General features: G+C 61.2%; 21 protein-coding genes. 18 read left to right on the forward strand and 3 right to left on the reverse strand.

Features of this window, described 5'->3' with window-relative positions; translation table 11 throughout:
- Positions 1–111: 111 nt before the first annotated feature.
- The 14 genes from RI518_RS02900 (at position 112) to RI518_RS02965 (ending at position 13,562) form a co-directional block, all read left to right on the forward strand.
- Positions 112–588, forward strand: coding sequence for a hypothetical protein (locus RI518_RS02900; protein WP_310689303.1), 477 nt, complete (start codon positions 112–114; stop codon positions 586–588).
- Between the two features lie 29 nt (positions 589–617).
- Positions 618–803: a hypothetical protein gene (locus RI518_RS02905; RefSeq protein WP_104913625.1), complete on the forward strand. Its 186-nt coding sequence runs from the start codon at positions 618–620 to the stop codon at positions 801–803.
- 36 nt (positions 804–839) lie between these two features.
- Positions 840–2,837, forward strand: a complete 1,998-nt coding sequence (gene thrS, locus RI518_RS02910; RefSeq protein WP_397428157.1) for a threonine--tRNA ligase — start codon at positions 840–842, stop codon at positions 2,835–2,837.
- Positions 2,830–3,393, forward strand: a complete 564-nt coding sequence (locus RI518_RS02915) for an HIT domain-containing protein (RefSeq protein ID WP_310689304.1) — start codon at positions 2,830–2,832, stop codon at positions 3,391–3,393. Before thrS ends, RI518_RS02915 begins: the two co-directional genes overlap by 8 nt.
- A gap of 42 nt (positions 3,394–3,435) precedes the next feature.
- The gene (gene pdxS / locus RI518_RS02920; RefSeq protein ID WP_310671113.1) at positions 3,436–4,332 is read left to right on the forward strand and encodes a pyridoxal 5'-phosphate synthase lyase subunit PdxS; all 897 of its coding nucleotides are present in this window, start codon (positions 3,436–3,438) and stop codon (positions 4,330–4,332) included.
- Positions 4,322–4,954, forward strand: a complete 633-nt coding sequence (pdxT, locus tag RI518_RS02925) for a pyridoxal 5'-phosphate synthase glutaminase subunit PdxT (RefSeq protein ID WP_310671112.1) — start codon at positions 4,322–4,324, stop codon at positions 4,952–4,954. Before pdxS ends, pdxT begins: the two co-directional genes overlap by 11 nt.
- Before the next feature lie 146 nt (positions 4,955–5,100).
- A complete protein-coding gene (locus RI518_RS02930; RefSeq protein WP_310689305.1) occupies positions 5,101–5,856 on the forward strand; it encodes a YebC/PmpR family DNA-binding transcriptional regulator in 756 nt (251 codons plus the stop codon).
- A gap of 3 nt (positions 5,857–5,859) precedes the next feature.
- Positions 5,860–6,444, forward strand: coding sequence for a crossover junction endodeoxyribonuclease RuvC (gene ruvC / locus RI518_RS02935; RefSeq protein WP_310689306.1), 585 nt, complete (start codon positions 5,860–5,862; stop codon positions 6,442–6,444).
- Between the two features lie 9 nt (positions 6,445–6,453).
- The gene (gene ruvA, locus RI518_RS02940) at positions 6,454–7,080 is read left to right on the forward strand and encodes a Holliday junction branch migration protein RuvA (RefSeq protein WP_310689308.1); all 627 of its coding nucleotides are present in this window, start codon (positions 6,454–6,456) and stop codon (positions 7,078–7,080) included.
- Between the two features lie 3 nt (positions 7,081–7,083).
- Positions 7,084–8,094 carry a Holliday junction branch migration DNA helicase RuvB gene (gene ruvB, locus RI518_RS02945; protein WP_310671108.1) on the forward strand — a complete coding sequence of 337 codons (1,011 nt, stop codon included), beginning with the start codon at positions 7,084–7,086 and terminating at the stop codon, positions 8,092–8,094.
- A 74-nt stretch (positions 8,095–8,168) separates the two neighbouring features.
- Positions 8,169–8,477 carry a preprotein translocase subunit YajC gene (gene yajC, locus RI518_RS02950; RefSeq protein WP_310671107.1) on the forward strand — a complete coding sequence of 103 codons (309 nt, stop codon included), beginning with the start codon at positions 8,169–8,171 and terminating at the stop codon, positions 8,475–8,477.
- A 30-nt stretch (positions 8,478–8,507) separates the two neighbouring features.
- Complete coding sequence (gene secD, locus RI518_RS02955; RefSeq protein ID WP_310689309.1) at positions 8,508–10,199, forward strand: protein translocase subunit SecD; 1,692 nt, start codon at positions 8,508–8,510, stop codon at positions 10,197–10,199.
- Positions 10,199–11,197 carry a protein translocase subunit SecF gene (secF, locus tag RI518_RS02960; RefSeq protein WP_310671104.1) on the forward strand — a complete coding sequence of 333 codons (999 nt, stop codon included), beginning with the start codon at positions 10,199–10,201 and terminating at the stop codon, positions 11,195–11,197. Before secD ends, secF begins: the two co-directional genes overlap by 1 nt.
- Positions 11,198–11,276: 79 nt before the next feature.
- Positions 11,277–13,562 (forward strand): bifunctional (p)ppGpp synthetase/guanosine-3',5'-bis(diphosphate) 3'-pyrophosphohydrolase, encoded by a 2,286-nt coding sequence (locus RI518_RS02965; protein WP_310689310.1) that lies wholly within the window; start codon positions 11,277–11,279, stop codon positions 13,560–13,562.
- Here the strand turns inward: RI518_RS02965 and RI518_RS02970 are convergent.
- The 3 genes from RI518_RS02970 to RI518_RS02980 all read right to left on the reverse strand — a co-directional run bounded on the left by RI518_RS02970 (position 13,541) and on the right by RI518_RS02980 (position 16,297).
- Complete coding sequence (locus tag RI518_RS02970) at positions 13,541–14,083, reverse strand: hypothetical protein (RefSeq protein ID WP_310689311.1); 543 nt, start codon at positions 14,081–14,083, stop codon at positions 13,541–13,543. The two genes, RI518_RS02965 and RI518_RS02970, sit on opposite strands and share 22 nt — an antisense overlap.
- Positions 14,084–14,150: 67 nt before the next feature.
- The gene (locus RI518_RS02975) at positions 14,151–15,392 is read right to left on the reverse strand and encodes a DUF349 domain-containing protein (RefSeq protein ID WP_310671136.1); all 1,242 of its coding nucleotides are present in this window, start codon (positions 15,390–15,392) and stop codon (positions 14,151–14,153) included.
- Positions 15,393–15,469: 77 nt separating this feature from the next.
- Positions 15,470–16,297, reverse strand: a complete 828-nt coding sequence (locus tag RI518_RS02980) for a peptidylprolyl isomerase (RefSeq protein ID WP_310689312.1) — start codon at positions 16,295–16,297, stop codon at positions 15,470–15,472.
- 104 nt (positions 16,298–16,401) lie between these two features.
- On the opposite strand from RI518_RS02980, the gene RI518_RS02985 reads away from it, so the two are divergent.
- From RI518_RS02985 to alaS, 4 genes are all read left to right on the forward strand, one after another.
- Complete coding sequence (locus RI518_RS02985) at positions 16,402–17,838, forward strand: replication-associated recombination protein A (RefSeq protein ID WP_310689314.1); 1,437 nt, start codon at positions 16,402–16,404, stop codon at positions 17,836–17,838.
- Between the two features lie 158 nt (positions 17,839–17,996).
- Entirely contained in the window at positions 17,997–18,626 is a 630-nt protein-coding gene (gene rpsD, locus RI518_RS02990; RefSeq protein ID WP_310671098.1) for a 30S ribosomal protein S4, read from the forward strand.
- Between the two features lie 57 nt (positions 18,627–18,683).
- A complete protein-coding gene (locus RI518_RS02995) occupies positions 18,684–18,851 on the forward strand; it encodes a hypothetical protein (protein ID WP_310671097.1) in 168 nt (55 codons plus the stop codon).
- Between the two features lie 34 nt (positions 18,852–18,885).
- A complete protein-coding gene (gene alaS / locus RI518_RS03000) occupies positions 18,886–21,546 on the forward strand; it encodes an alanine--tRNA ligase (protein ID WP_310671096.1) in 2,661 nt (886 codons plus the stop codon).
- Positions 21,547–21,549 lie beyond the last annotated feature (3 nt).

The following is a 21,549-nucleotide window of genomic DNA, read 5'->3' on the forward strand; positions in this document are numbered from 1 at the left end:
TAAATACGGCGATGTAGGCGTGTTTACAGGGAAGTAGTAAACACGTAGGTCACTGGTTCGAACCCAGTATCGCCCACGGTTTCCCCGGCTTCTGCTCATACACTCAGCGTTGTGAAACGGGTGTGCTGGTCGGGGTGGGCGAGTGCCCTCCTGCTTGTTGTCTTTGTGGTGATGGTTGCTGGCTGTCAATCCGGCCCAGCGCTCGTGCCACCCGGTGTGCAGTCTGCGGTGAATGCCGACGACCGGGAGCGAAACTATGACCTTGCCTGGCAGGACATTCGGCGCATGAACGGCCACGTGGAACGTGAGGAGTGGGCGAAACTGCCTGAGCTTTCCCTCACCATCGTCTCCCGAATGGATCGGTTGGCAACCGGCGAAGCAGGGCCCCTAGCTGATCGCCACACAGCGCGACTGCTGGAGGAGGTCCGCGAGGACGTGAGTGAGCACACCGCTGAAGAGAACGTCCGTGTTCTCACCGCAGTGGGCCTGGAGCTGCAGGAGGCTTTTGATCCGGGGGAGTTTGAGCGGGCGAGGTCTTTGGCAATCGAAGCGTATGTTGTGTCACTTGCTCTCTCGGACGCCCAGTAGAGGGCGCCGGAACCTATACTGGTGGGACCATGAAAAACCCTTTTGTGATCACTGCTTTGCTGTCTCTGGCGCTGTGGGCGGTGATTGTTCAGCCGGCTTTTGAGCAAGACACGCTGTTGGCCTGGGTGGCGACCATTTTCCTTGTGGGCTGGGGTGTTTTCGGTCTGGTGTATTCGGCTCGTGGGGAAAAAGGGAAGGGCCGCGACTCAAAGTAGGCTGGGGTAGTCCTCACGAAAGAAAGTCTGGGTGTCGTGAACACTTCCCCCCAAGCCTCTCGCGCTGTTGTTGTCGACCAGGAAACCACTGGCGATGCACTCTTTGACGACTCCTCAGTGGTCGCCATTCGAGTAGATGGCCAGTTGCAAGACCTGCACTCCGCGGTGACTCCAGGGAGCACCGTGGAACCGGTCGACATTGATTCACCAGACGGCTTGGACATTCTCCGCCACTCCACCGCACACGTGTTGGCCCAAGCGGTCCAACAAATCCGGCCCGACGCGAAACTGGGTATTGGCCCGCCCATCACCGATGGTTTCTACTACGACTTCGATGTAGAAGAGCCCTTCACCCCCGATGAGCTGAAAGCCCTGGAAAAGACGATGCAGAAAATCGTCAACCAGTCGCAGCGGTTTCACCGCCGTGTCGTCACCGATGAGCAGGCGAGCGCTGAACTCCACTCCGAGCCCTACAAACTAGAGCTCATCGGTCTGAAATCTGAAGCCTCCGCCGGCGGTGACAACGAATCCGTTGAGGTCGGCGCCGGTGAACTCACGATGTATGACAACGTGGATGCCAAATCCGGCGAGAGGGTGTGGAGTGACCTCTGCCGTGGTCCACACCTGCCCCACACGAAGCTGATTTCGAACGGGTTTTGCCTCACCCGCGTCGCTGCCGCCTATTGGCGTGGCAGCGAACACAACCCACAACTGCAGCGCATTTATGGCACGGCCTGGCCCACTAAAGACCAAATGCGCGAATATTTGGACCGCTTAGAAGAAGCGAAACGTCGTGATCACCGGATTCTGGGCCAAGACTTAGACCTCTTTAGCTTCCCGGAAGAAATCGGCTCAGGGTTGCCGGTGTTCCACCCCAAGGGCGGAATTATTCGCCGGGAAATGGAGAACTACTCGAGGCGGCGCCACGAAGAAGCCGGCTACGAGTTTGTGAACTCGCCGCACATTTCCAAACAGGAACTGTTCGAAACCAGCGGGCACCTGTCTTGGTACAAGGACGGCATGTTCCCACCGATGCAGGTCGACGAGGTGCGAAACGAAGCCGGGGAAATCACTCGGGCGGGGGTGGATTACTACCTGAAACCGATGAACTGCCCGTTCCACATTCTCATTTTCCGCTCCCGGCAGCGCTCCTACCGCGAACTTCCGCTTCGGATGTTTGAATTCGGTTCGGTCTATCGCTACGAAAAATCGGGCGTCGTCCACGGCCTCACCCGCGTGCGGGGTATGACCCAAGACGACGCGCACATTTTCACCACCCGTGAGGATCTCGAAACAGAACTCCAAGGGGTCCTGGACTTCGTTCTGGGACTTTTGGCCGATTACGGCCTGAACGACTTCTACCTCGAGCTGTCCACCCGGGACGATTCGGACAAATTTGTCGGAGGCGATGACATTTGGGCTGAAGCGACCGAGATTTTGCAGAGGGTCGCCGAGGGTTCTGGCCTGGAGTTGGTTCCCGACCCCGGTGGGGCCGCGTTTTATGGACCCAAAATCTCGGTGCAGGCCCGAGATGCGATCGGGCGAACCTGGCAAATGTCGACCATTCAACTCGATTTCATGCTGCCCGAGCGCTTCGAGCTGGAATACCAGTCAGCCGACGGCTCGAGGCAGCGCCCGATCATGCTCCACCGCGCCCTCTTTGGCTCCATTGAGCGTTTTTTTGGTGTGCTCACCGAACACTACGCGGGGGCTTTCCCCGCGTGGCTGGCGCCCGTCCAGGTGGTCGGCATTCCCGTCGCCGAAGAATTTGCGCCCTACCTGGCAGAAGTCATCGACCGAATGCGGGCACTGGGCATTCGCGCCGAAATAGACGATTCGGACGAGCGGATGCAAAAGAAAATCCGCACCCACACCAAACAAAAAGTCCCCTACCTGCTGATCGCCGGTGAAGACGACCGGAGCGCCGGGGCGGTGAGCTTCCGCTTGAGAGACGGCTCCCAAAATAATGGTGTGCCCGTCGATGAAGCGATTGACCTCATCCACAAGGCCATCGCGGAGCGCGTCAATGACTGACGACCAGCCAGACGCTGTGCTGCGTGAGGCGTGGGAGGTGCCCGGGGCGCCCGATAGTTTTCAACGCCTGTGGGTGCCACACCGCATCGGATACATCCACGGAAACGAAGGAAAAATTCCAGGGGAGTGTGTTTTTTGTGTCGCCACGTCCCTTCCCGAAGAGGAGAGCCTCGTGGTGTTCGAGGGCACACACTGCTACGTCGTGTTGAACCTGTTTCCCTACAACCCCGGGCACCTGCTGATCTGCCCCTACCGACACATCGGGCAATACGACGAAGCCAACGACGAGGAGACCGCCGAAATGGCGGTCTTGACCAAGCAGGCCATGGTGTTGCTGCGTCAGGTCGCCGGTGCCCACGGGTTTAATATCGGGATGAATCAGGGGCGCATCGCCGGTGCCGGAATCGAAGAACACTTGCACCAGCACGTAGTACCCCGCTGGGGGCAAGATTCCAACTTTTTCCCCATCATCGCCAAGACCAAAGCCATGCCGCAGCTCCTGGGAGATATTCGCGACCAGTTGCGTACAGCGTGGTCACAGTCTGAAACGAAATAGACAAAATAGAATTAAGGCCTAGCGTGGTCCAAGGAGGAACACATGAGTGAACAGGGCAGCCAGACCGGTAGTGCCAGAGTAAAGCGCGGCCTCGCCGACATGCTCAAAGGCGGCGTCATCATGGATGTCGTCACCCCCGAGCAGGCCAAAATTGCTGAAGACGCGGGTGCGGTAGCCGTCATGGCGCTCGAGAGGGTCCCGGCTGATATTCGCGCCGAGGGGGGCGTGGCGAGAATGTCCGACCCCGACCTCATCGACGAAATCATCAATTCGGTGTCGATTCCCGTGATGGCAAAGTCTCGTATCGGCCACTTCGTCGAAGCCCAAATCCTTCAAGAACTAGGCGTCGACTACATCGACGAGTCCGAAGTGTTAAGCCCCGCCGACTACGTCAACCACATCGACAAGTGGGGCTACACCGTCCCCTTCGTGTGTGGGGCGACCAACCTGGGCGAAGCGCTTCGCCGGATCAATGAAGGCGCTGCCATGATTCGCTCGAAGGGTGAAGCCGGTACCGGAGACGTGTCGGAAGCGACCAAACACATTCGGACCATTCTCGGTGAAATTAATCACCTCAAATCGAAGACTCCCGATGAGCTCTACGTGGCCGCGAAAGACCTCCAAGCTCCCTACGACCTGGTCGTCGAGGTGGCGAGGACCGGTGCACTGCCCGTGGTGTTATTCACCGCCGGGGGTATGGCCACACCCGCCGACGCGGCAATGATGATGCAACTGGGTGCAGACGGCGTGTTCGTCGGCTCCGGCATCTTCAAATCGGGAGACCCGGCAAAACGGGCGCGAGCGATTGTGCAAGCCACCGCGCAGTTCCACGACCCGGCGGCTATTGCCCAGGTGTCTCGCCAGCTGGGCGACGCCATGGTGGGCATCAACGTGAACGACCTGCCCGCGCCACACCGCCTGGCAGAGCGTGGGTGGTAGCTCTCCGGTAATTGGCATCCTCGCCCTGCAGGGCGACGTGCGCGAGCACCGGCGAATGCTGGAATCCCTCGGAGCCACCGTCGTGGAAGTGCGCGCTGTGCGAGACCTGGCCGGCCTCCAAGGGCTGGTCATTCCCGGTGGTGAATCCAGCGTGATGGACAAGCTGACCCGGCTTTTCGGCCTGACGGAACCGCTCCGATGGGCCATCGACGAAGGTCTGCCGGTGCTTGGGACGTGTGCGGGAATGATCATGCTCGCCAACGAGCTCGCCGATGGCATTGAGGGACAAGAGACACTGGGCGGTCTGGACATCAGCGTTCAGCGCAACGCTTTTGGGGCCCAGCGCGAATCGTTCGATACCCGCTTGGACGTCCGGGGCATCGAGGGTCCCGCCATGGACGTGTCCTTTATCCGAGCACCCATCGTGACCCGGGTGGGCGACGGGGTGGATATCCTCGCCTCCTTAGACGATGCTCGGGTGGTCGCCGTGGATAACTCGCAGTGCATGGCTCTGGCGTTTCACCCGGAAGTAAGCGGTGATGAGCGCCTCCACGCGATGTTTGTCGCACGCGCGCGGGAGTATCCGCCCCTTCCCGGAGACCTGCCGACTACACTGGTCTAAGCCAGAGCGTGTGCAGCGTGCCGGTGTGTCTCACGGGCGGAAGCCCGTGTCGACACAGTCTGTGTCGGGCATTCTTTGACAGACGGTGTGTTTCTGAGGCAGTGTGCCACCTCGGGCTTATGGTGTGAAGTCAGTGGGGAGCGGTGATGTCAGGACATTCTAAGTGGGCGACGACGAAACACAAGAAGGCCGTCATCGACCAAAAACGCGCCAAATCGTTCGCCAAACTGATTAAAAACATCGAAGTGGCGGCCAAAATCGGCGGGGCCGATCTCGCCGGGAACCCCACTCTGGCCGATGCCGTCCAAAAAGCGAAAAAGTCGTCGGTGCCCAACGACAACATCGACCGCGCCGTCAAACGCGGGGCGGGCCTGAGCGGTGAAGCCGTCGACTACCAAACGATCATGTACGAGGGCTACGGACCCAGTGGGATCGCGATGCTCATCGAATGTCTCACCGATAACCGAAACCGCGCCGCCGCTGAAGTGCGCACCATCATGAGCCGAAACGGGGGCACGATGGGTGACCCCGGCAGTGTCGCCTACAACTTCACCCGTAAAGGCGTCATCGCGGTGTCGAAAACCGACGGCCTGAGCGAAGACGACATCCTCGCGGCTGTCTTGGATTCGGGGGCAGAGGAAGTCATCGACCGCGGTGAAGGCTTCGAGATTATTACTGACCCGTCCGACCTGGTCGAGAACCGCAAAGCCATCCAGGCGGCCGGAATCGACTACGAACAGGCCGAAGCCGAGTTTGTCGCCTCGGTGATGATTGCGCCCGAGGCGGAAGAGGCCAAGAAAGTCTTTTCCCTGATCGACGCCCTGGAAGAATCCGACGACGTTCAAAACGTCTTTACCAACATGGAGCTCTCGCCAGAGCTCCTCAGTGCCTTAGACGAGTAGGCCGTGGCCCGCATACTCGGTGTCGACCCGGGGATTACCCGGCTCGGTGTCGGTGTCGTCGATAACCCCCGCGGGTCGACCCTGGCGATGGTCGCGGTCGATGTCCTTCGCACACCACCCGAATGGGATATCACCGAGCGACTGCTTCACCTTCAACGCGGTGTGGCCGACCTGCTGGACCTGCACCAGCCGGACGTTCTCGCACTGGAGCGGGTTTTTGCCCAACACAACGTGCGCACTGTGATGGGGACCGCCCAGGTGAGTGGAATTGTGATCGCCTTGGCGGCAGCCCGGGGGATTCCCGTGAGCCACCGCACCCCCAGCGAAGTCAAAGCGGCGGTGACCGGCTACGGAGGAGCGAAAAAAGCGCAGGTCCAAACCATGGTGAAGAACATTCTGGGACTCGAGGCCGTGCCCAAACCCGCCGATGCAGCTGATGCCCTCGCACTGGCCATTACCGAAGCGTGGCGAGGGCGTGTTCCCGCCGGGGGCAAGAGAGGGGTCAATGCTGGGAGTGTGCCGGCAGCTTCGGCACAGACCCCCGCGCAACGCGCGTGGCGCGAGGCGCTGGGGAAGCGACCAACCTAGGCTGAAGGGGTGATTTCCCAGCTTCGTGGTGCGGTGCTCGTCGTGGACGGCCAGACGGTGGTCATTGACATCCACGGGGTGGGCTTGAGTGTCAGTGTTCCCGAGCGCACCGCCCAGATGTTGCGCCCCGGTGAAGACACCCTGTTGCACACTTCGATGATTGTGCGCGAGGACGATATGAGCCTCACCGGGTTTGGTCTCGCCGAGGAGCGCGATCTTTTTGATCTGCTGCGCAGTGTCGGGGGAGTGGGGCCAAAGTCGGCGCTGGGCGTTCTCCAGCACTACACCGCTGATGACATCGCCTCGGCCATCGCACGCGAAGACGACTCGGCGTTTCGCGAGGTGAGTGGAATTGGTCCCAAGACCGCCAAACTCATCGTGCTCACCCTGCAGGGCAAACTGGCTCCGCCGAGCACTCCCGCCTCCTCGTTGGCTGTGGAGAGTTCGGTCTCCGGCGGTGACCAGGCCGCTATCGTCCAGGCACTGGTCGGTTTGGGGTGGTCTGAGCGGGTGGCGAAAAAGGGAGTGGCAGACATGTTGGCTGCTTTGGACGAGGGCGAAAACCCCAGTGTTCCCGAGTTGGTGCGAAAAGCACTCCAACTGCTTGGCCCCCAGACAAGCCGTGAGGGGAGGTAGCCGGTGAGTGGTGACGTGGTCGACCCAGCGGCGCAGTCCGACCAGGAACTGCAGTTTGAGGGTGCACTGCGGCCGTCCCGGCTGGGTGAATTTATCGGCCAGGAGAAAGTTCGTAGCCAACTGACTCTGCTGCTGAGCGCAGCGAGCCTCGAGAACCGGACACCCGATCACATCCTGCTGGCCGGTCCTCCGGGGCTTGGGAAAACGACGTTGGCGATGATTGTCGCCGAAGAATCGACGTCACCGCTTCGCATGTCGAGCGGTCCCGCCATTCAACACGCGGGAGACCTTGCGGCAGTGCTCTCCGCGCTGACCCCCGGCGAGGTGCTCTTTATTGACGAAATCCATCGGATGGCGAGGCCCGCGGAGGAAATGCTCTACCTGGCGATGGAGGATTTCCGCATCGACATTATGGTCGGGAAAGGCCCAGGAGCCACCACAGTCCCGCTCGAGCTCGCCCCGTTCACCCTCGTGGGAGCCACAACCCGCTCGGGCCTTTTGCCAAACCCTCTGCGCGATCGTTTCGGGTTTACCGCAAACCTTGAGTTTTACAGCACCGAGGAACTCGCCGCCGTGGTGCGCCGCTCCGCGAGTGTTCTCACCATCGATGCCGACGAGCAGGCTTTGGCCGAAATAGCGAAACGCTCGAGGGGCACGCCCCGAATCGCAAACCGCCTGCTTCGGCGGGTGCGGGACTATTCACTGGTTCACGGCGGCCACGCCACACTCGATAATGCGAAGGCCGCGCTCGAGCTCTACGACGTGGATGACTGGGGTTTGGATCGGTTGGACCGCCAAGTGCTGGAAATCCTGATTGGGCGCTTCGGTGGGGGGCCGGTAGGACTGGGAACGTTGTCGGTGTCGGTGGGCGAAGAAGCCGAGACGATTGAATCCGTGGTCGAACCTTTTTTGGTGCGTCAGGGCTTTATCGTCCGATCCCCCCGAGGCCGAATCGCCACCCCGATGGCGTGGCAGCACCTGGGTCGTGATGCTCCCACGCTCAATGACCTATAGTTGCAGGGGTGCCCGAGACGTCGGGCTTTGTGTCGTGGAAGAGGTGGAGCACCGTGGATCCTTTTAGTCTGTTTATGATCGCAGCCCTAGGGTTGCTGATTTTTTTCATGTTCCGAAACTCGCGTAAGCAGCGCCAGGCCCAGCAGGAGCTCCAAGACAACCTGGTTCCCGGAGCCGAAGTGATGACCTCCTTCGGGCTTTTCGCCACCGTGATGGCCATTGACGATGAGACCAATGTGGCGACAATTGACGCCGGCTCCGGCACCATCCTGCGCGTACACCGCCAGGTGCTGACCAAAATCATTCACGACGAACCCGAAGCTCTCGAAGAATCCGCGGAGACCTCCGCCGATGACGCCGGACGCGAGTCTCGCGATTCGTAATCCCGAACTCACCCATACCCTTACTCTCTGATGGCCAAAAGAAGCGTTGCGCGCCAAGCCGCGCGATCCCTTATCTGGTTGGGAGTCATTTTCGCCCTGCTGGTCGGGGGAAACGCCTTGGCGGTATTTGGCCAGGCAGGGTCCTGGGTCCCCAAGCTCGCGCTCGATCTGCAGGGTGGAACCCAAATTATCCTGGAGCCCAGGCTCGCGGAGAACCAAAGCGTCAGTGAAGAACAGCTGAATCAGGCCGTCTCCATCATCAGGCAGCGGGTGGACTCCAGCGGTGTGGCAGAAGCGGAAGTCACCACCCAGGGTGGGGAAAACATCGTGGTGGGCATCCCCGGTGAGCCCGACCAAGCGACCCTGGAGCGGATTCGTTCGTCGGCGAAACTAGAATTTCGTCCCGTCTTGATTGCGGGTGCGGCCAATACCGAGCCGGTCGAGCCCGTCGAGGCGCCCGAGTCGCCAGACGATCAGGAGCGGGTCGAGCCGACCAGCGCCAGCGATTTGGCGTGGATCACTCCAGAAATTGACGCCGAGTACCAGTCCATTAACTGTTTCGAATTGGACACCAGCGGGGCCAACGTCGCAGACCCCAACCTGCCCCTGGTGACCTGCTCCCAAGACGGGTTTGAGCGCTTCATTCTGGGGCCCGTGGAGGTCGGTGGCGAGTCAATTGCTGACGCATCGTCTGGGCTCATCGCGGGACCAAACGGAGCGCCCACGAACGACTACGGCGTCTTCATCGAATTCGACTCGGAGGGCACGGCGGGATTTCGTGAGGTCACGGAACGCCTGATTACGCTTCCCGGGGTACAAAACCAGTTTGCGATTGTCCTCGACGGTCGGGTGATTTCTGCTCCGCGGACTCTGGCGGCCATTACCGACGGCAACCCACAAATTTCGGGAAATTTCACCCAGGAGTCTGCGGCGATCCTGGCGGATCAGCTGAAGTTCGGTGCTCTACCCATTGGGTTCCAAGTCCAATCGTCAGAAACCATCTCGGCCACCTTGGGCGTCTCCCAACTCCAGAGCGGACTCATCGCGGCACTCATCGGTCTCATACTGGTGGTGCTCTATTCGCTTTTCCAGTACCGCCTGTTGGGCTTGGTGACGGTCTTCAGCCTCACGACGGCGTTCGTACTGTCCTATTTCGTCATCACTTATCTCTCTAATGCCCAGGGATATCGACTCTCGCTGGCCGGAGTCGCGGGACTCATCGTGGCAATCGGTATTACCGCCGATTCGTTCATTGTGTTCTTTGAGCGCATTCGAGACGAGTTGCGAGACGGGCGAATGCTCGAATCCGCGATTCAAGCCGCCTGGAAGCGAGCGTTTAGAACCATCCTCGCCTCGGATGCCGTGAGTTTCATTGCCGCGGTCACCCTCTACCTTTTGGCGGTGGGAAACGTGAGAGGTTTCGCGTTCACCTTGGGGGTCACGACCGTGGTCGACCTCATCATTGTGGCGCTGTTTACCCACCCGGTGATGCAGCTTCTGGGGCGCACCAGGTTCTTTGCCAGTGGTCACCCGCTTTCCGGTCTTGACCCACAGGCACTCGGGGCGGTCTATCGCGGCCGCGCGCGCTTTAGGGAACCCGTCGCGGTCGATAAGACGGCCCGGGAGCGCAGTCGCGGAGAAGCGAAGCGGCGCCAGACTATTGCCGAGCGAAAGGCGGCCGAAGCGGAAGCCGCAGACCGCGGTGCGGGGAGGATCACATAATGTCCATGCTCACGCGTTTTGGAAACGGTCTATATACCGGGGAAAAGTCCTTCGACTTCGTCGGTCGACGAATGCTCTGGTATCTCATCGGAGCGGGCGTGGTGCTCTTCGCGATTGTCATCACAACGCTTCGCGGAGGTTTTGTCTTCGGAATTGAATTCCTCGGCGGTTCGGAGTTTCGTGTGTCGCAGCCGGCGCAAATCGTGGAAACCACCGCGATCGACACGGTCAACGATGTCGTCGGCGTCGGCTCGAACCCTCGAGTCTCGATTGTCGGTGGCGACTCGGTGCGGGTGCAAACAGAACAGTTGACCACGGAGCAGACCGAACTGATTCGGGTCGAACTGGCTGAGGCCTACGACGTCCCGGTGAGCGAGGTGGCCTCATCGTTTATCGGAGCGACCTGGGGTCAAGACATCACCACCCAAGCGCTGAGGGCACTGGCGGTCTTTCTCGTGCTGGTCAGTGCGGTGATGGCGCTGTATTTCAGAACCTGGAAAATGTCTCTGGCGGCGATGACCGCGCTCCTTCACGATTTGATTATCACGGCGGGCATCTACGGGGTGCTCGGTTTTGAAATCACCCCGGCAGCCGTGATCGGGTTCTTGACGATCCTCGGTTATTCCCTCTACGACACGGTGGTGGTCTTTGACAAAGTGCGGGAGAACACGGCCGAAGACGGCGAGGAATCGAGTCGGACATTTGCCGATTCGGTGAACCTCGCGGTGAACCAAACCCTCGTCCGCTCGATTAACACCTCGGTGGTCGCAGTCCTCCCCGTCGGAGCGATTTTGTTCATCGGTTCACTGCTCTTGGGTGCAGGAACACTGCGGGATATTGCGCTTGCCCTGTTCATCGGCATCTTGGCGGGGACCTACTCGACGATTTTTATCGCCGCACCGATGTATGTTCACCTGCGCGAAAACGAGCCCGAGGCGAGGAAGCAGGGTCGTCGAAAAGAAGTGGCTCCTGTCGCCAGCTCCGGTGCGGTGCGCTAGGAGTCGCTTCTGAGGCGTCACTGAGTCTCTCTGCGGGCTGTGCCTCCTAGACTGGGGGTGACTCAAGCGGAGGTGATTCGTGGCTGTCGAAACCCAAAGCACACAATTTCAGGCGTTTCGTCAATTTCTGCCGCGCCTATTTTCCAAAGCCCCGCCGAGTGAAGGCCTCGACACTCTCCTGCGCACCATTAAGCGCACGCACCCGCGGGCGGATCTTGGACTGATCGAGCGGGCCTACCGGGTCGCTGAGGTGGCCCACGAGGGGCAAAAGCGCCACAGCGGTGAGCCCTACATCACCCACCCTTTGGCGGTCTCCCAAATTTTGGCTGAGCTTGGCCTCGGGCCCAAAACCATTGCGGCTGCGCTGTTGCACGACACGGTAGAAGACACCGGTTATGCGTTGGAGTCACTGCGGGCGGATTTCGGCGACGAAGTGGCCATGCTCGTCGACGGTGTGACCAAACTCGACCGGGTGAAATACGGCGACGCGGCCCAGGCCGAGACGGTGCGCAAGATGATTGTCGCGATGTCCAAAGACATCCGGGTCCTGGTAGTGAAGCTCGCTGATCGCCTGCACAATGCCCGAACCTGGGGTTTTGTCGACCCCGAATCGGCGTCTCGCAAAGCCAAAGAAACCCTCGAGATTTATGCGCCCCTCGCGCACCGGATGGGTATTCAGACGATTAAAGCGGAGCTGGAGGACCTGTCCTTCGCGGTGTTGAATCCGAAGCTCTACGTCGAAATTGAATCCCTGGTGCGCGATCGCAGTCCCGAACGGGAGGCCTTCGTCGAAGGGGTGATCGAACAGGTTCGGGCCGATCTGCGCCAGGCAAAAGTCAAGGCCGACATCGGTGGTCGACCCAAAGAGTTTTATTCGATTTATCAAAAAATGGTCCGGCGCGGCCGTGATTTTTCCGATATTCACGACCTCACCGGCATTCGCGTGGTGGTCGGCAGCATCCGTGACTGCTACGCAGCACTCGGTGCGGTCCACGCGAGGTGGAATCCGATGTCGGGCCGTTTTAAGGACTACATCGCCACGCCGAAGTTCAACCTCTACCAGTCACTGCACACCACAGTGTTTGGACCGGAGGGTCGGCCCGTCGAGATTCAAATTCGGACCCACGAGATGCACCAACGGGCCGAATACGGAGTCGCGGCGCACTGGAAGTACAAAGAGGGCAGTAAAGACACCAAGGATCGGGAGCGCCAGCGCCGAGACGCCGAAGAATCCCAACCGAGCACCCAGCAGACCGAAATGGTGTGGCTCGCGCACCTCGCCGATTGGCAGGAAGAAGCCAAAGACCCAGAAGAATTCTTAGACACGCTGCGGTTTGAAATCGGCGCCAAAGAGGTCTACGTGTTCACCCCGAAAGGGAAAGTGATTGGCCTGCCGGCCGGGGCGACTCCCGTCGATTTTGCCTACGCCGTGCACACCGAAGTGGGCCACCGGACCATGGGTTCGCGGGTCAACGGGCGCCTGGTGCCGCTGGATACCGAATTGGGCAGCGGTGACACGGTGGAAGTCTTCACGGCCAAAAACCCCGACGCGGGCCCCAGCCAAGACTGGCTGAACTTTGTGAGTTCCCATCGTGCGCGCTCCAAAATCCGGCAGTGGTTTACCAAAGAGCGACGCGATGAGGCCATCGAACAGGGCAAAGAAGCCATTGTCCGCGCGATGCGCAAACAGAATATGCCGATGAAACGGCTGATGTCCGGTGATGCGCTCGACACCCTGGGAAGCCAGTTGCACCTGGATGGGGTGGAGGCGCTCTATCAGGCAGTCGGCGAAGGCAGGGTGTCCACCCAATCGGTCATCGAAAAGCTTCTCGCCATCGCCGATGACAAGTCTTCGGCCGATGAAGACTACGAGTCGGCCACCGCTGCTCCGACCAAATTACCCACCCGCACGAGCGAATCGGGGGTGTTGGTGCGCGGAGCCCCCGACATTCTGGTGAAACTGGCCAAGTGCTGCACCCCGGTACCCGGGGATAAAATCCACGGTTTTGTCACCCGGGGGACGGGCGTGAGCGTTCACCGCAGTGATTGCACGAACATCTCGAGTTTGATGGACAGCCCCGAGCGCATGATCGACGTCGAATGGGCGGGGACCAAAGGGGCCGTGTTCTTGGTTCAAATTCAAATCGAAGCTCTCGACCGCCCCGGTTTGCTCTCCGACGTGACCCGGGTACTCACCGAACACCACGTCAACATTCTCTCCGCCACCGTGCACACCTCGGACGATCGGCTGGCGATTAGTCGATTTGTGTTTGAAATGGGTGACGTGAGCCACTTGGAGCGGGTACTCAATTCGGTGCGCAAGATCGACGCCGTCTACGACGTCTATCGCGTCACGACGGGGTGATCGCGCCACCACTGGCGCACCTGGGCGACCCGACGCCTCGCACGGTCCCGCGCGGGGGGATTCATGTCCTCACGCAGTCGGGAGACCATCTGCGCTAATTCGTCTTCGGTGGTGAGCAAATATAACTGAGCGGCAGCGACGTCGTCTTCACCGCGGTGTCGGAGCAGATCCGCCACACAGTTTTGTCGTGCCAGGAGGCGCAGACCGCGGATGGTCGTCAGTTCGAGCCGCTCCAGAGGTTTTGCTCGGGGGTGCCACTGAGTCCGTGCGATCGGCGAGAGCGCCGGTCGCGTCGCGCAGATTAGTGCCCAGGGCTCGGGCTTGCCCAGACCGGTCCACACCCAGCCGGCTGTGTTCCCGGCGGCGACCGCCCACTCCGGCAGTCGCCTGGCGAGCAGTGCTGCTCGTTCTTCTCTTAGTGGGGGCTCTGGCCGGTCCCCATAGAGGCTTTGAATACGCCACACCTCTCCGTCCAGGTGGCGGGCGTGGCGTTCTGTGTCGCTTAGTTGTGGTGATCGCATCGCCGGATTATGGCGACGGGGATGACTCTTTGCGAGGGAGGTGATGAATCTGGGGACAACTGGGGTTTTACGCGTCGGTGAGGACAGTGCGCCAGGCGAGTTTGGTGTCCAACTCGGATTGGATGCGCTCTGCCTCTTCGGCGTTGCCGGCGGCGTCCGCCGCGCTCTTTTTGCCCTGCAGTCGTTCGATGTCCTCATCGATTTGGTTCAGAAAGCTCTCGCTTCGGGCCTGCTTTTCCGGGTTGGACTTATCCCAGTGTTCGGCTTCGAGCTTCTTGACGTGTTTGTCGAAAGCGGCGACTTTCGCGTCGAGAGCCTTGACCTGAGCGCGGGGTACCGGACCGATTTTCTTTGACCGCTCGTGAAAGAGGCGGATCCGCTCGAGGCCTTGACGGTGGTCGGTGAGGGTCAAAATGTCCGAAAATTCTTCGATGAGCGCGGCTTTTTGTTCACCGTTTTCCCTGTTCGCCTCATCTTCGGCGGCTACCTGGGCGGTCTTGGCCTGGTAGAGGACATCGCCGGCGGCCTTAAATTGGGCCCACAGCTGGTCCTCGATAGCGCGCGTGGCGCGCGGGGCTTTTTTCCATGCTTCCAGGAGTTCGCGGTACGCGGGGATTCCAGCCGCCCCTTTTTCGGCCAGACCTTGGGCCTGCTCGATGAGCTCGCGTTTTGCACCCTTTGCTTCCTTCACGAGTTTGTCCCGGGCCTGGAAGTGTGACCGGCGGGCGCGATCGAGAGTGTGTCGGGCATTGCGGAAGCGCTTCCACAGCGCATCGGCGGTCGCCTTCGGGAGCTTCGGGCCCTCCTGTTGCTGGGTTTTCCAGGATTCGAACAGCGCGTCCACTTTCGCGGTGGTGTCTTTCCAGCGCACCTGACTGAGATCACCGGAGGCTAGTGCTTCGATCTCGACCACGATTTTCTCGCGCTCTTCGGTGGCGGCGGCCACGGCCGCCTCGCGCTCCTTGGACTGCTGTGCGGCGAGCTCACCGAGAGCCCCGGCGAGCGTGGCGACGCGAGCTTTTAGTGACTCCAGGTCGCCCACGGCGCTCGGTGTCTCCAGCGCAGATTGCAGTGCGGTGACACTTTTTTGAATGTCCTTGGCGGGAGCGCCCGCCTTGTGGCGGTCCTCGGCGAGTTTCACCTGGGATTCCAGGTCAGCGAACTTGCGCACAAACAGCGCCATCGCTTCTTCCGGCGTGCCGTCGGGGTAGGCACCGACCGCGTGCCACTCGTCACCGATGCGCACCTCGACGGTGCCGCTGTCTGTGACACGACCCCAAGGGTGTGTGGTCTCGACCATGTCCTCCATGCTTTCCACGCCAGTAGTCCCGGCGCCGATTAGCCTACACACCGCCCTCTGTCTGGGAAGTGCCAACGGCAAGAGTCTTATCGGATTGTGATATTCCCGATTTCTGCCGGTGCGACCGGTTCTCCATCCGCGACATCGTCCGCTGTGCCCTGGTCGATGACATCTGTCACGAGCTGATCGAGTCCTGAGTCGATGGAACCAAAGACCGTGTAACCACCGGCCTCATCGGAGGGGATGGTGCTGTCGTCGTAGACGATAAAGAACTGGCTTCCCATACTCGCCTCGTCGCCACCCACACGGGCCATGGCGAGACTCCCCGCGGGATACACGTCGTCTTCCGGCGCGTTTTCGATGGGCCCAAAGGTGTACCCGGGGCCACCCTGGCCGGTCCCTTCGGGATCGCCGCACTGCAGCACGAAAATGCCCTCAGTGGTGAGCCGGTGGCAGGAAACACCCTCGTAGAAACCGTTTCGGGAGAGCTCCAGAAAGTTCGCGACAGCCTGGGGTGCTAAAAAGCCATTGAGCGATAGCTCGAGTTGCGCGTCGTCGATTGCCATCTCGGCGTCCCAGTTGCGAAACTCGCTGAGGCCAATATCGGGCACGGTGTCGTCGTTGACGACGGGTTCGTCGCCGAGCACGTCACTGAGTGCGTCCTCAAATTCTTCCCCGGCCTCCTCAGAGTCGCCGGGCTCGTCAGACTCTTCGGCCACTGTCACCGAGCCGGGTCCGACCGACGCCCACGCCCAGTAGCCGAGCGAGGCCACCGTGACGGCCGCCACCATGATCAGCCCCGCACCCCACTGGTCGCGCAGTCGCCTCGTGACCTGGGTGTCGTGGACGATCTGGTGCGCGCGATACACCTTGAGGCGCTGGGAGCGGTCATCCTGTGAGCGTGAACGGGCCACGGTGGGCCTTCCTGTGCGGGAACAAAACTTCCCTCATTGTAGGCCCGCCCCCCACCACACGAAGAACACGCCGGCTGGTACCGGGCGCCAACTAGCATGGGGCCATGTCAGGCCAACCGGGGTTGTTCTCCCAGAGGGCGCCCCTCGCTGCGGCCATGCGACCGCGCACTCTCGACGACGTGATCGGTCAGGACCACCTGTTGGTGCCCGGGTCGCCCCTTCGAGCACTCGCCGAATCGACCTCGGACCAGCCGGGGACGTCGGTAATTTTGTGGGGTCCGGCTGGTGTCGGCAAAACGACCCTGGCGAAAGTGATCGCGCAGTCGTCAAATCGGGAATTTGTGGAACTCTCGGCAGTGAGCGCGGGGGTTAAAGACGTGCGAGACGCGATGGAACAGGCCAGGCGTGCCCTGGATGTGGGCTCTTCGCCTCCGGTGTTGTTTCTCGACGAAATCCATCGCTTCTCAAAAGCTCAACAGGACGCGCTCCTTCCCGGGGTAGAAAACGGTGTCGTCGTGCTCATCGCCGCGACCACAGAAAACCCGTCGTTTTCGGTCATCTCGCCCCTGCTGTCTCGAAGCGTGCTGTTGACCCTGCGGGGTCTCGGCGAAGAGGCCCTGGCCGCGGTGGTCGATCGTGCGCTTTCTAGTCCCCGCGGGCTAGACGGCCGGTACACCCTCGGTGAGGGTGTACTCGACGCGCTCATCGCCCGATCGGGCGGTGACGCCCGACGAGTACTCACCGCGTTGGAAGCGGCAGCCTCGGTCGCCTGGGGTCGTAGTGGGCAGGACAGTGGCGATGTGGCGGGCGCCTCGGGCGGTTCGACCCAGCCCGTGGAGATTAGTGAGGATGACCTCGCCCACGCTCTCGATGTGGCGCTGGTGACCTACGACCGGGATGGTGATCAGCACTACGACGTGGTCTCGGCGTTCATCAAATCGGTGCGCGGTAGCGACGCCGATGCCGCCCTGCACTACCTGGCCCGCATGGTGGAAGCGGGGGAGGACCCCCGCTTTATCGCCAGGCGCCTGGTGATTCTCGCCTCGGAAGATATTGGCCTCGCCGACCCCCAAGGACTGGTCGTGGCGATGGCCGCTGCCGATGCGGTGAGCTTTATCGGGATGCCCGAGGGGCGCATTCCTCTGGCAGAAGCGACCGTGTATTTAGCGCTGGCACCGAAATCGAATGCGGCCTACCGCGGGATCAACCAGGCAATTGCCGACATTCGAGAGGGCAAGGCGGGCACTGTCCCGGCTCATTTGCGAGACGCGCATTACCCCGGTGCTGAGGGGTTGGGCCACGGCCAGGGCTATCGCTACAGCCACGACGCCCCGCGTGGTGTCGCTGAGCAGCAGTATTTACCCGAGACGTTGCGCACTGCCCGCTATTACCAACCGACAACGCGCGGCCGTGAATCAGAACTGCAGGCGAGGTATCGGGTCCTTCGCGGCATCATCGACGGGGAGCAGCAACAACCCAACCAGCCCCACCACCCAGAGGAGGCCGGGGAATCCGGTGAATCGGGCGTATCCGGGGCTTAGCCTGGCTCGTGCTAGCATTATGGCTCGGTTGAAAACGCCCCAGCGGCTGGGGGCATGAGACCGAATGGCACTTTGTAGCCGGGTGCCTCGGCAGTGAAGTCTTTCCCTCTGGAATGAGCACTGCGTCTTGGTTGCCACTTATAAGGAGAAATTAATCCGTGTCCTCTACGTCACGTACCCGCAGCAAGGTGCGCCTCTCGCGCGCCCTCGGTATTCCGCTTACCCCAAAAGCCCAGCGCCACCTCGAAAAGCGCCCCTACGCTCCCGGCCAGCACGGCCGCACCCGCCGCAAAACCGACAGTGACTTTGCGGTGCGCCTGCGCGAAAAGCAGCGCTTGCGCGCCCAATACGGTATCCGCGAAGCCCAGCTGCGACGCACCTTCGAAGAAGCCCGTAAAGCGCCGGGTCTGACCGGTGAATCGCTGGTCGAATTGCTGGAAATGCGCCTCGACGCACTCGTCTTGCGCGCGGGCTTCGCCCGCTCGACCGCTCAGGCCAGGCAGCTCGTCGTCCACCGGCACATCATGGTCAACGGGCAGATCGTGGACCGGCCGTCTTTTCGGGTGAAGCCCGACCAGATGATTCACGTCAAGCCCCGCTCGGAAGAGCGCGACCCCTTCCAGGTGGCCGCGGCCGGCGCGCACCAAGACGTGTTGCCCCCCGTTCCCGGTTACCTCGAGGTCAACATCGAAACGCTGCAGGCCACCCTCCTTCGCCGCCCCAAGCGCGAAGAAGTCCCGGTGACCTGTGAGGTTCAGTTGGTTGTGGAGTATTACGCCGCACGCTAGTGGTCCGTCCGCCGGCAGCCACACCGCCGGTGGCGACCAACGGACAAGGAGTGTCGCATGAGAGCTCTCGGAGGGTTAATCTTCGGCGTTGTCGCCGGGGTCGTTCTGGTGCTCTTGGCCGGTCGAAGTGAGCGGGGTCGAGTGATTCTCGCCCGCACCGACCATTCCGTGCAGGGCTTCGTCGACGGCGTGATTGAGGGCTTTCGTCAGCCGGGTCGCTCTTAGTGGGTCCTGCTAATGGACACCAAGAGGTGAGCTAATGGACACCGCAGAAATCCAACGTCGGTGGTTGACCTATTTTGGCGACCGCGAACACACGGTCGTCCCGTCGGCCTCCCTGGTGAGCGACGACCCCACCCTGATGTTTACCGTCGCGGGAATGGTGCCCTTTATTCCCTACCTCACGGGGGTCGTTCCTTCCCCGTTTGATCGCGCCACGAGCGTGCAAAAGTGCATTCGCACGCTCGACATTGAAGAAGTGGGCAAAACCACCCGACACGGCACGTTTTTTCAAATGAACGGCAATTTTTCCTTCGGCGATTACTTCAAAGAGGGCGCGATCGGCTTCGCCTGGGAGTTACTGACCAGCTCGGAATCAGACGGCGGCCTGGGTTTTCGCGACTCTGACCTGTGGGTGACCGTCTATGAGGAAGACGACGAGGCCTACGAACTCTGGCAAAAAGTGGCCGGGGTGCCGACCTCCAGAATCCAGCGCATGGGCCGCGAAGACAATTACTGGTCGACCGGCCAAGCCGGCCCCGCGGGGCCGTGTTCTGAAATCTATTTCGACCGCGGAAGCGAATTTGGTCCCGACGGTGGACCCGCGGTCGACGACAGTCGATATTTGGAACTCTGGAACCTCGTGTTCATGCAGTACTCCATCGACAACGTGCGAAGCAAAGTCGACTTCGATGTGGTGGGCGAGCTCCCGCAGAAAAACATCGACACCGGAATGGGCATGGAGCGCGTCGCCTTCATCAAACAGGGCGTGTCCAACATGTACGAAATCGATCAGGTGCGCCCGGTGTTGGACCGCGCAGCCGAACTCTCCGGACGGAACTACGGCGCAGACGCGCTCGATGACGTCCGGATGCGAGTCGTCGCCGACCACGTGCGAAGCGCCCTGATGCTGATGACCGACGGTGTCGCACCCAGTAACGACCAGCGCGGCTATGTCCTGCGTCGCCTCCTGCGCCGCTCAATCCGGTCGATGCAGTTACTCGGCGTGAAGGACGCGAGCTTCCCCGAGCTGTTTAGCGCGTCAAAAGACGCCATGGCACCGGCCTACCCGGAGGTCGCGAGCGAATTTTCTCGCACACTGTCGCTGGCCGCCGCGGAAGAAGAGTCCTTTCTCGGCACGCTGGAAGCCGGCACCACCATCCTCGACGTGGCCGTGTCCAAAGCCAGCGAGGCCGGTCAGGCCACGCTCGATGGCGATACCGCCTTCGTGCTGCACGACACCTACGGTTTCCCCATCGATCTGACCCTGGAAATGGCGGACGAGGCGGGCCTCGGAGTTGACCAGGAGCGCTTTTCTCGCCTGATGGAACAGCAGCGTGACCGCGCCAAACAGGACGCGAAGAAAAAACGCGCCCAGGTGGCAGACACCGCCGTCTACGGCGAGTATCGCCAGCTGGGCGAGACGGTGTTTTTGGGCTACGACGACCTGCGAAACGACTCCAGTGTGGTGGGTCTCATTCGTGACGGCGTCGCCGTGGCGTCAGTGGGCGCCGGTGACACTGCCGAAGTCATCCTCGCGGAGACGACCCTCTACCCCGAATCTGGCGGTCAGGTGGCCGACCACGGCACCCTCGAAGCTCCCGGAATGGTCGCCAGTGTCCTCGACGTGCAGCGGCCCATTCAGGGTCTCATTTCCCACACGGTGCACGTGGACCAGGGCGAGTTGGCCGTGGGCCAGAGCGTCGAAGTGCTGGTCGATGAGCCAAACCGTCGTCGAGCCCGCCAGGCCCATTCGGCGACCCACCTGATCCACGCGGCCCTTCGAGACACTCTGGGGCCACACGCCACCCAGGCGGGTTCGCTCAACCGTTCCGGCTACATGCGTCTCGATTTTTCCTGGACCCACAGCCTGGCCGCGGAACAAAAACACGAAATTGAAGCCATCGCCAACCGCGCGATTCACGATGATTTGGAAGTGAGCACCCGGGTACTTCCCATCGATGAGGCCAAGTCGCTCGGTGCGATGGCGCTGTTTGGTGAAAAATACGGCGATACGGTCCGTATGGTCGACATTGGAGGGCCCTGGTCCAGGGAGTTGTGTGCGGGTACGCACGTGTCCTCCTCGGCCCAGATTGGCGTGATTAACCTGGTGCACGAATCGTCGATTAGTGCCGGCGCGAGGCGCGTGGAAGCCTTCGTGGGGATGGACGCTCTTACTGAATTTAGCCGTGAGCGCGAACTAGTCGCCGGTCTTCAGCAGACCCTCAAGGCTCCCCGGGAGGAGATTCCCACCCGCATCGACGAGCTCATCAACCAGGTCAAGCAGATGGAAAAAACCATCGAAAGTCTGACCCAGAAGGGCCTGGGTGGCGCAATTGACCGCTTGGTCCCCACGGCCACTGAATTTGGCGCGCTTCGCGCGGTGCTCGGCCGAGCAGACGACGTGGCCAGTGCCGATGATTTACGACACGTTGCACAGAACGTGCTGCAGCGCCTGGGCTCCGGGGCCGGTGTGGTGGTGCTCGGTGCCGACATCTCTGGTCGGGCCACCCTCATTGTGGTGGCAAACTCCGAGGCGGTGGACCTCGGCGTGAACGCCGGCGACATGGTGAAAGAGTCGGTCGCCATGGTGGGCGGAGGCGGAGGCGGAAAAGCCCAGCTCGCCCAGGGTGGTGGACCCGATGTGGCAGGACTCGACCCGGCGCTCGACGCTGCTCGCCAACACCTCAGCCAGTTGTGACTC

The organism is Pontimonas sp., from assembly GCF_031581085.1.
Taxonomy (GTDB): domain Bacteria; phylum Actinomycetota; class Actinomycetes; order Actinomycetales; family Microbacteriaceae; genus Pontimonas.

Coding starts and splice junctions, on each gene's coding strand:
- RI518_RS02905 (WP_104913625.1), top strand. CDS start 618: ATGAAAAACCCTTTTGTGATCACTGCTTTGCTGTCTCTGGCGCTGTGG.
- RI518_RS02915 (WP_310689304.1), top strand. CDS start 2,830: ATGACTGACGACCAGCCAGACGCTGTGCTGCGTGAGGCGTGGGAGGTG.
- pdxS (WP_310671113.1), top strand. CDS start 3,436: ATGAGTGAACAGGGCAGCCAGACCGGTAGTGCCAGAGTAAAGCGCGGC.
- RI518_RS02930 (WP_310689305.1), top strand. CDS start 5,101: ATGTCAGGACATTCTAAGTGGGCGACGACGAAACACAAGAAGGCCGTC.
- yajC (WP_310671107.1), top strand. CDS start 8,169: ATGATCGCAGCCCTAGGGTTGCTGATTTTTTTCATGTTCCGAAACTCG.
- secD (WP_310689309.1), top strand. CDS start 8,508: ATGGCCAAAAGAAGCGTTGCGCGCCAAGCCGCGCGATCCCTTATCTGG.
- secF (WP_310671104.1), top strand. CDS start 10,199: ATGTCCATGCTCACGCGTTTTGGAAACGGTCTATATACCGGGGAAAAG.
- RI518_RS02970 (WP_310689311.1), bottom strand. CDS start 14,083: ATGCGATCACCACAACTAAGCGACACAGAACGCCACGCCCGCCACCTG.
- RI518_RS02975 (WP_310671136.1), bottom strand. CDS start 15,392: ATGGAGGACATGGTCGAGACCACACACCCTTGGGGTCGTGTCACAGAC.
- RI518_RS02985 (WP_310689314.1), top strand. CDS start 16,402: ATGTCAGGCCAACCGGGGTTGTTCTCCCAGAGGGCGCCCCTCGCTGCG.
- RI518_RS02995 (WP_310671097.1), top strand. CDS start 18,684: ATGAGAGCTCTCGGAGGGTTAATCTTCGGCGTTGTCGCCGGGGTCGTT.
- alaS (WP_310671096.1), top strand. CDS start 18,886: ATGGACACCGCAGAAATCCAACGTCGGTGGTTGACCTATTTTGGCGAC.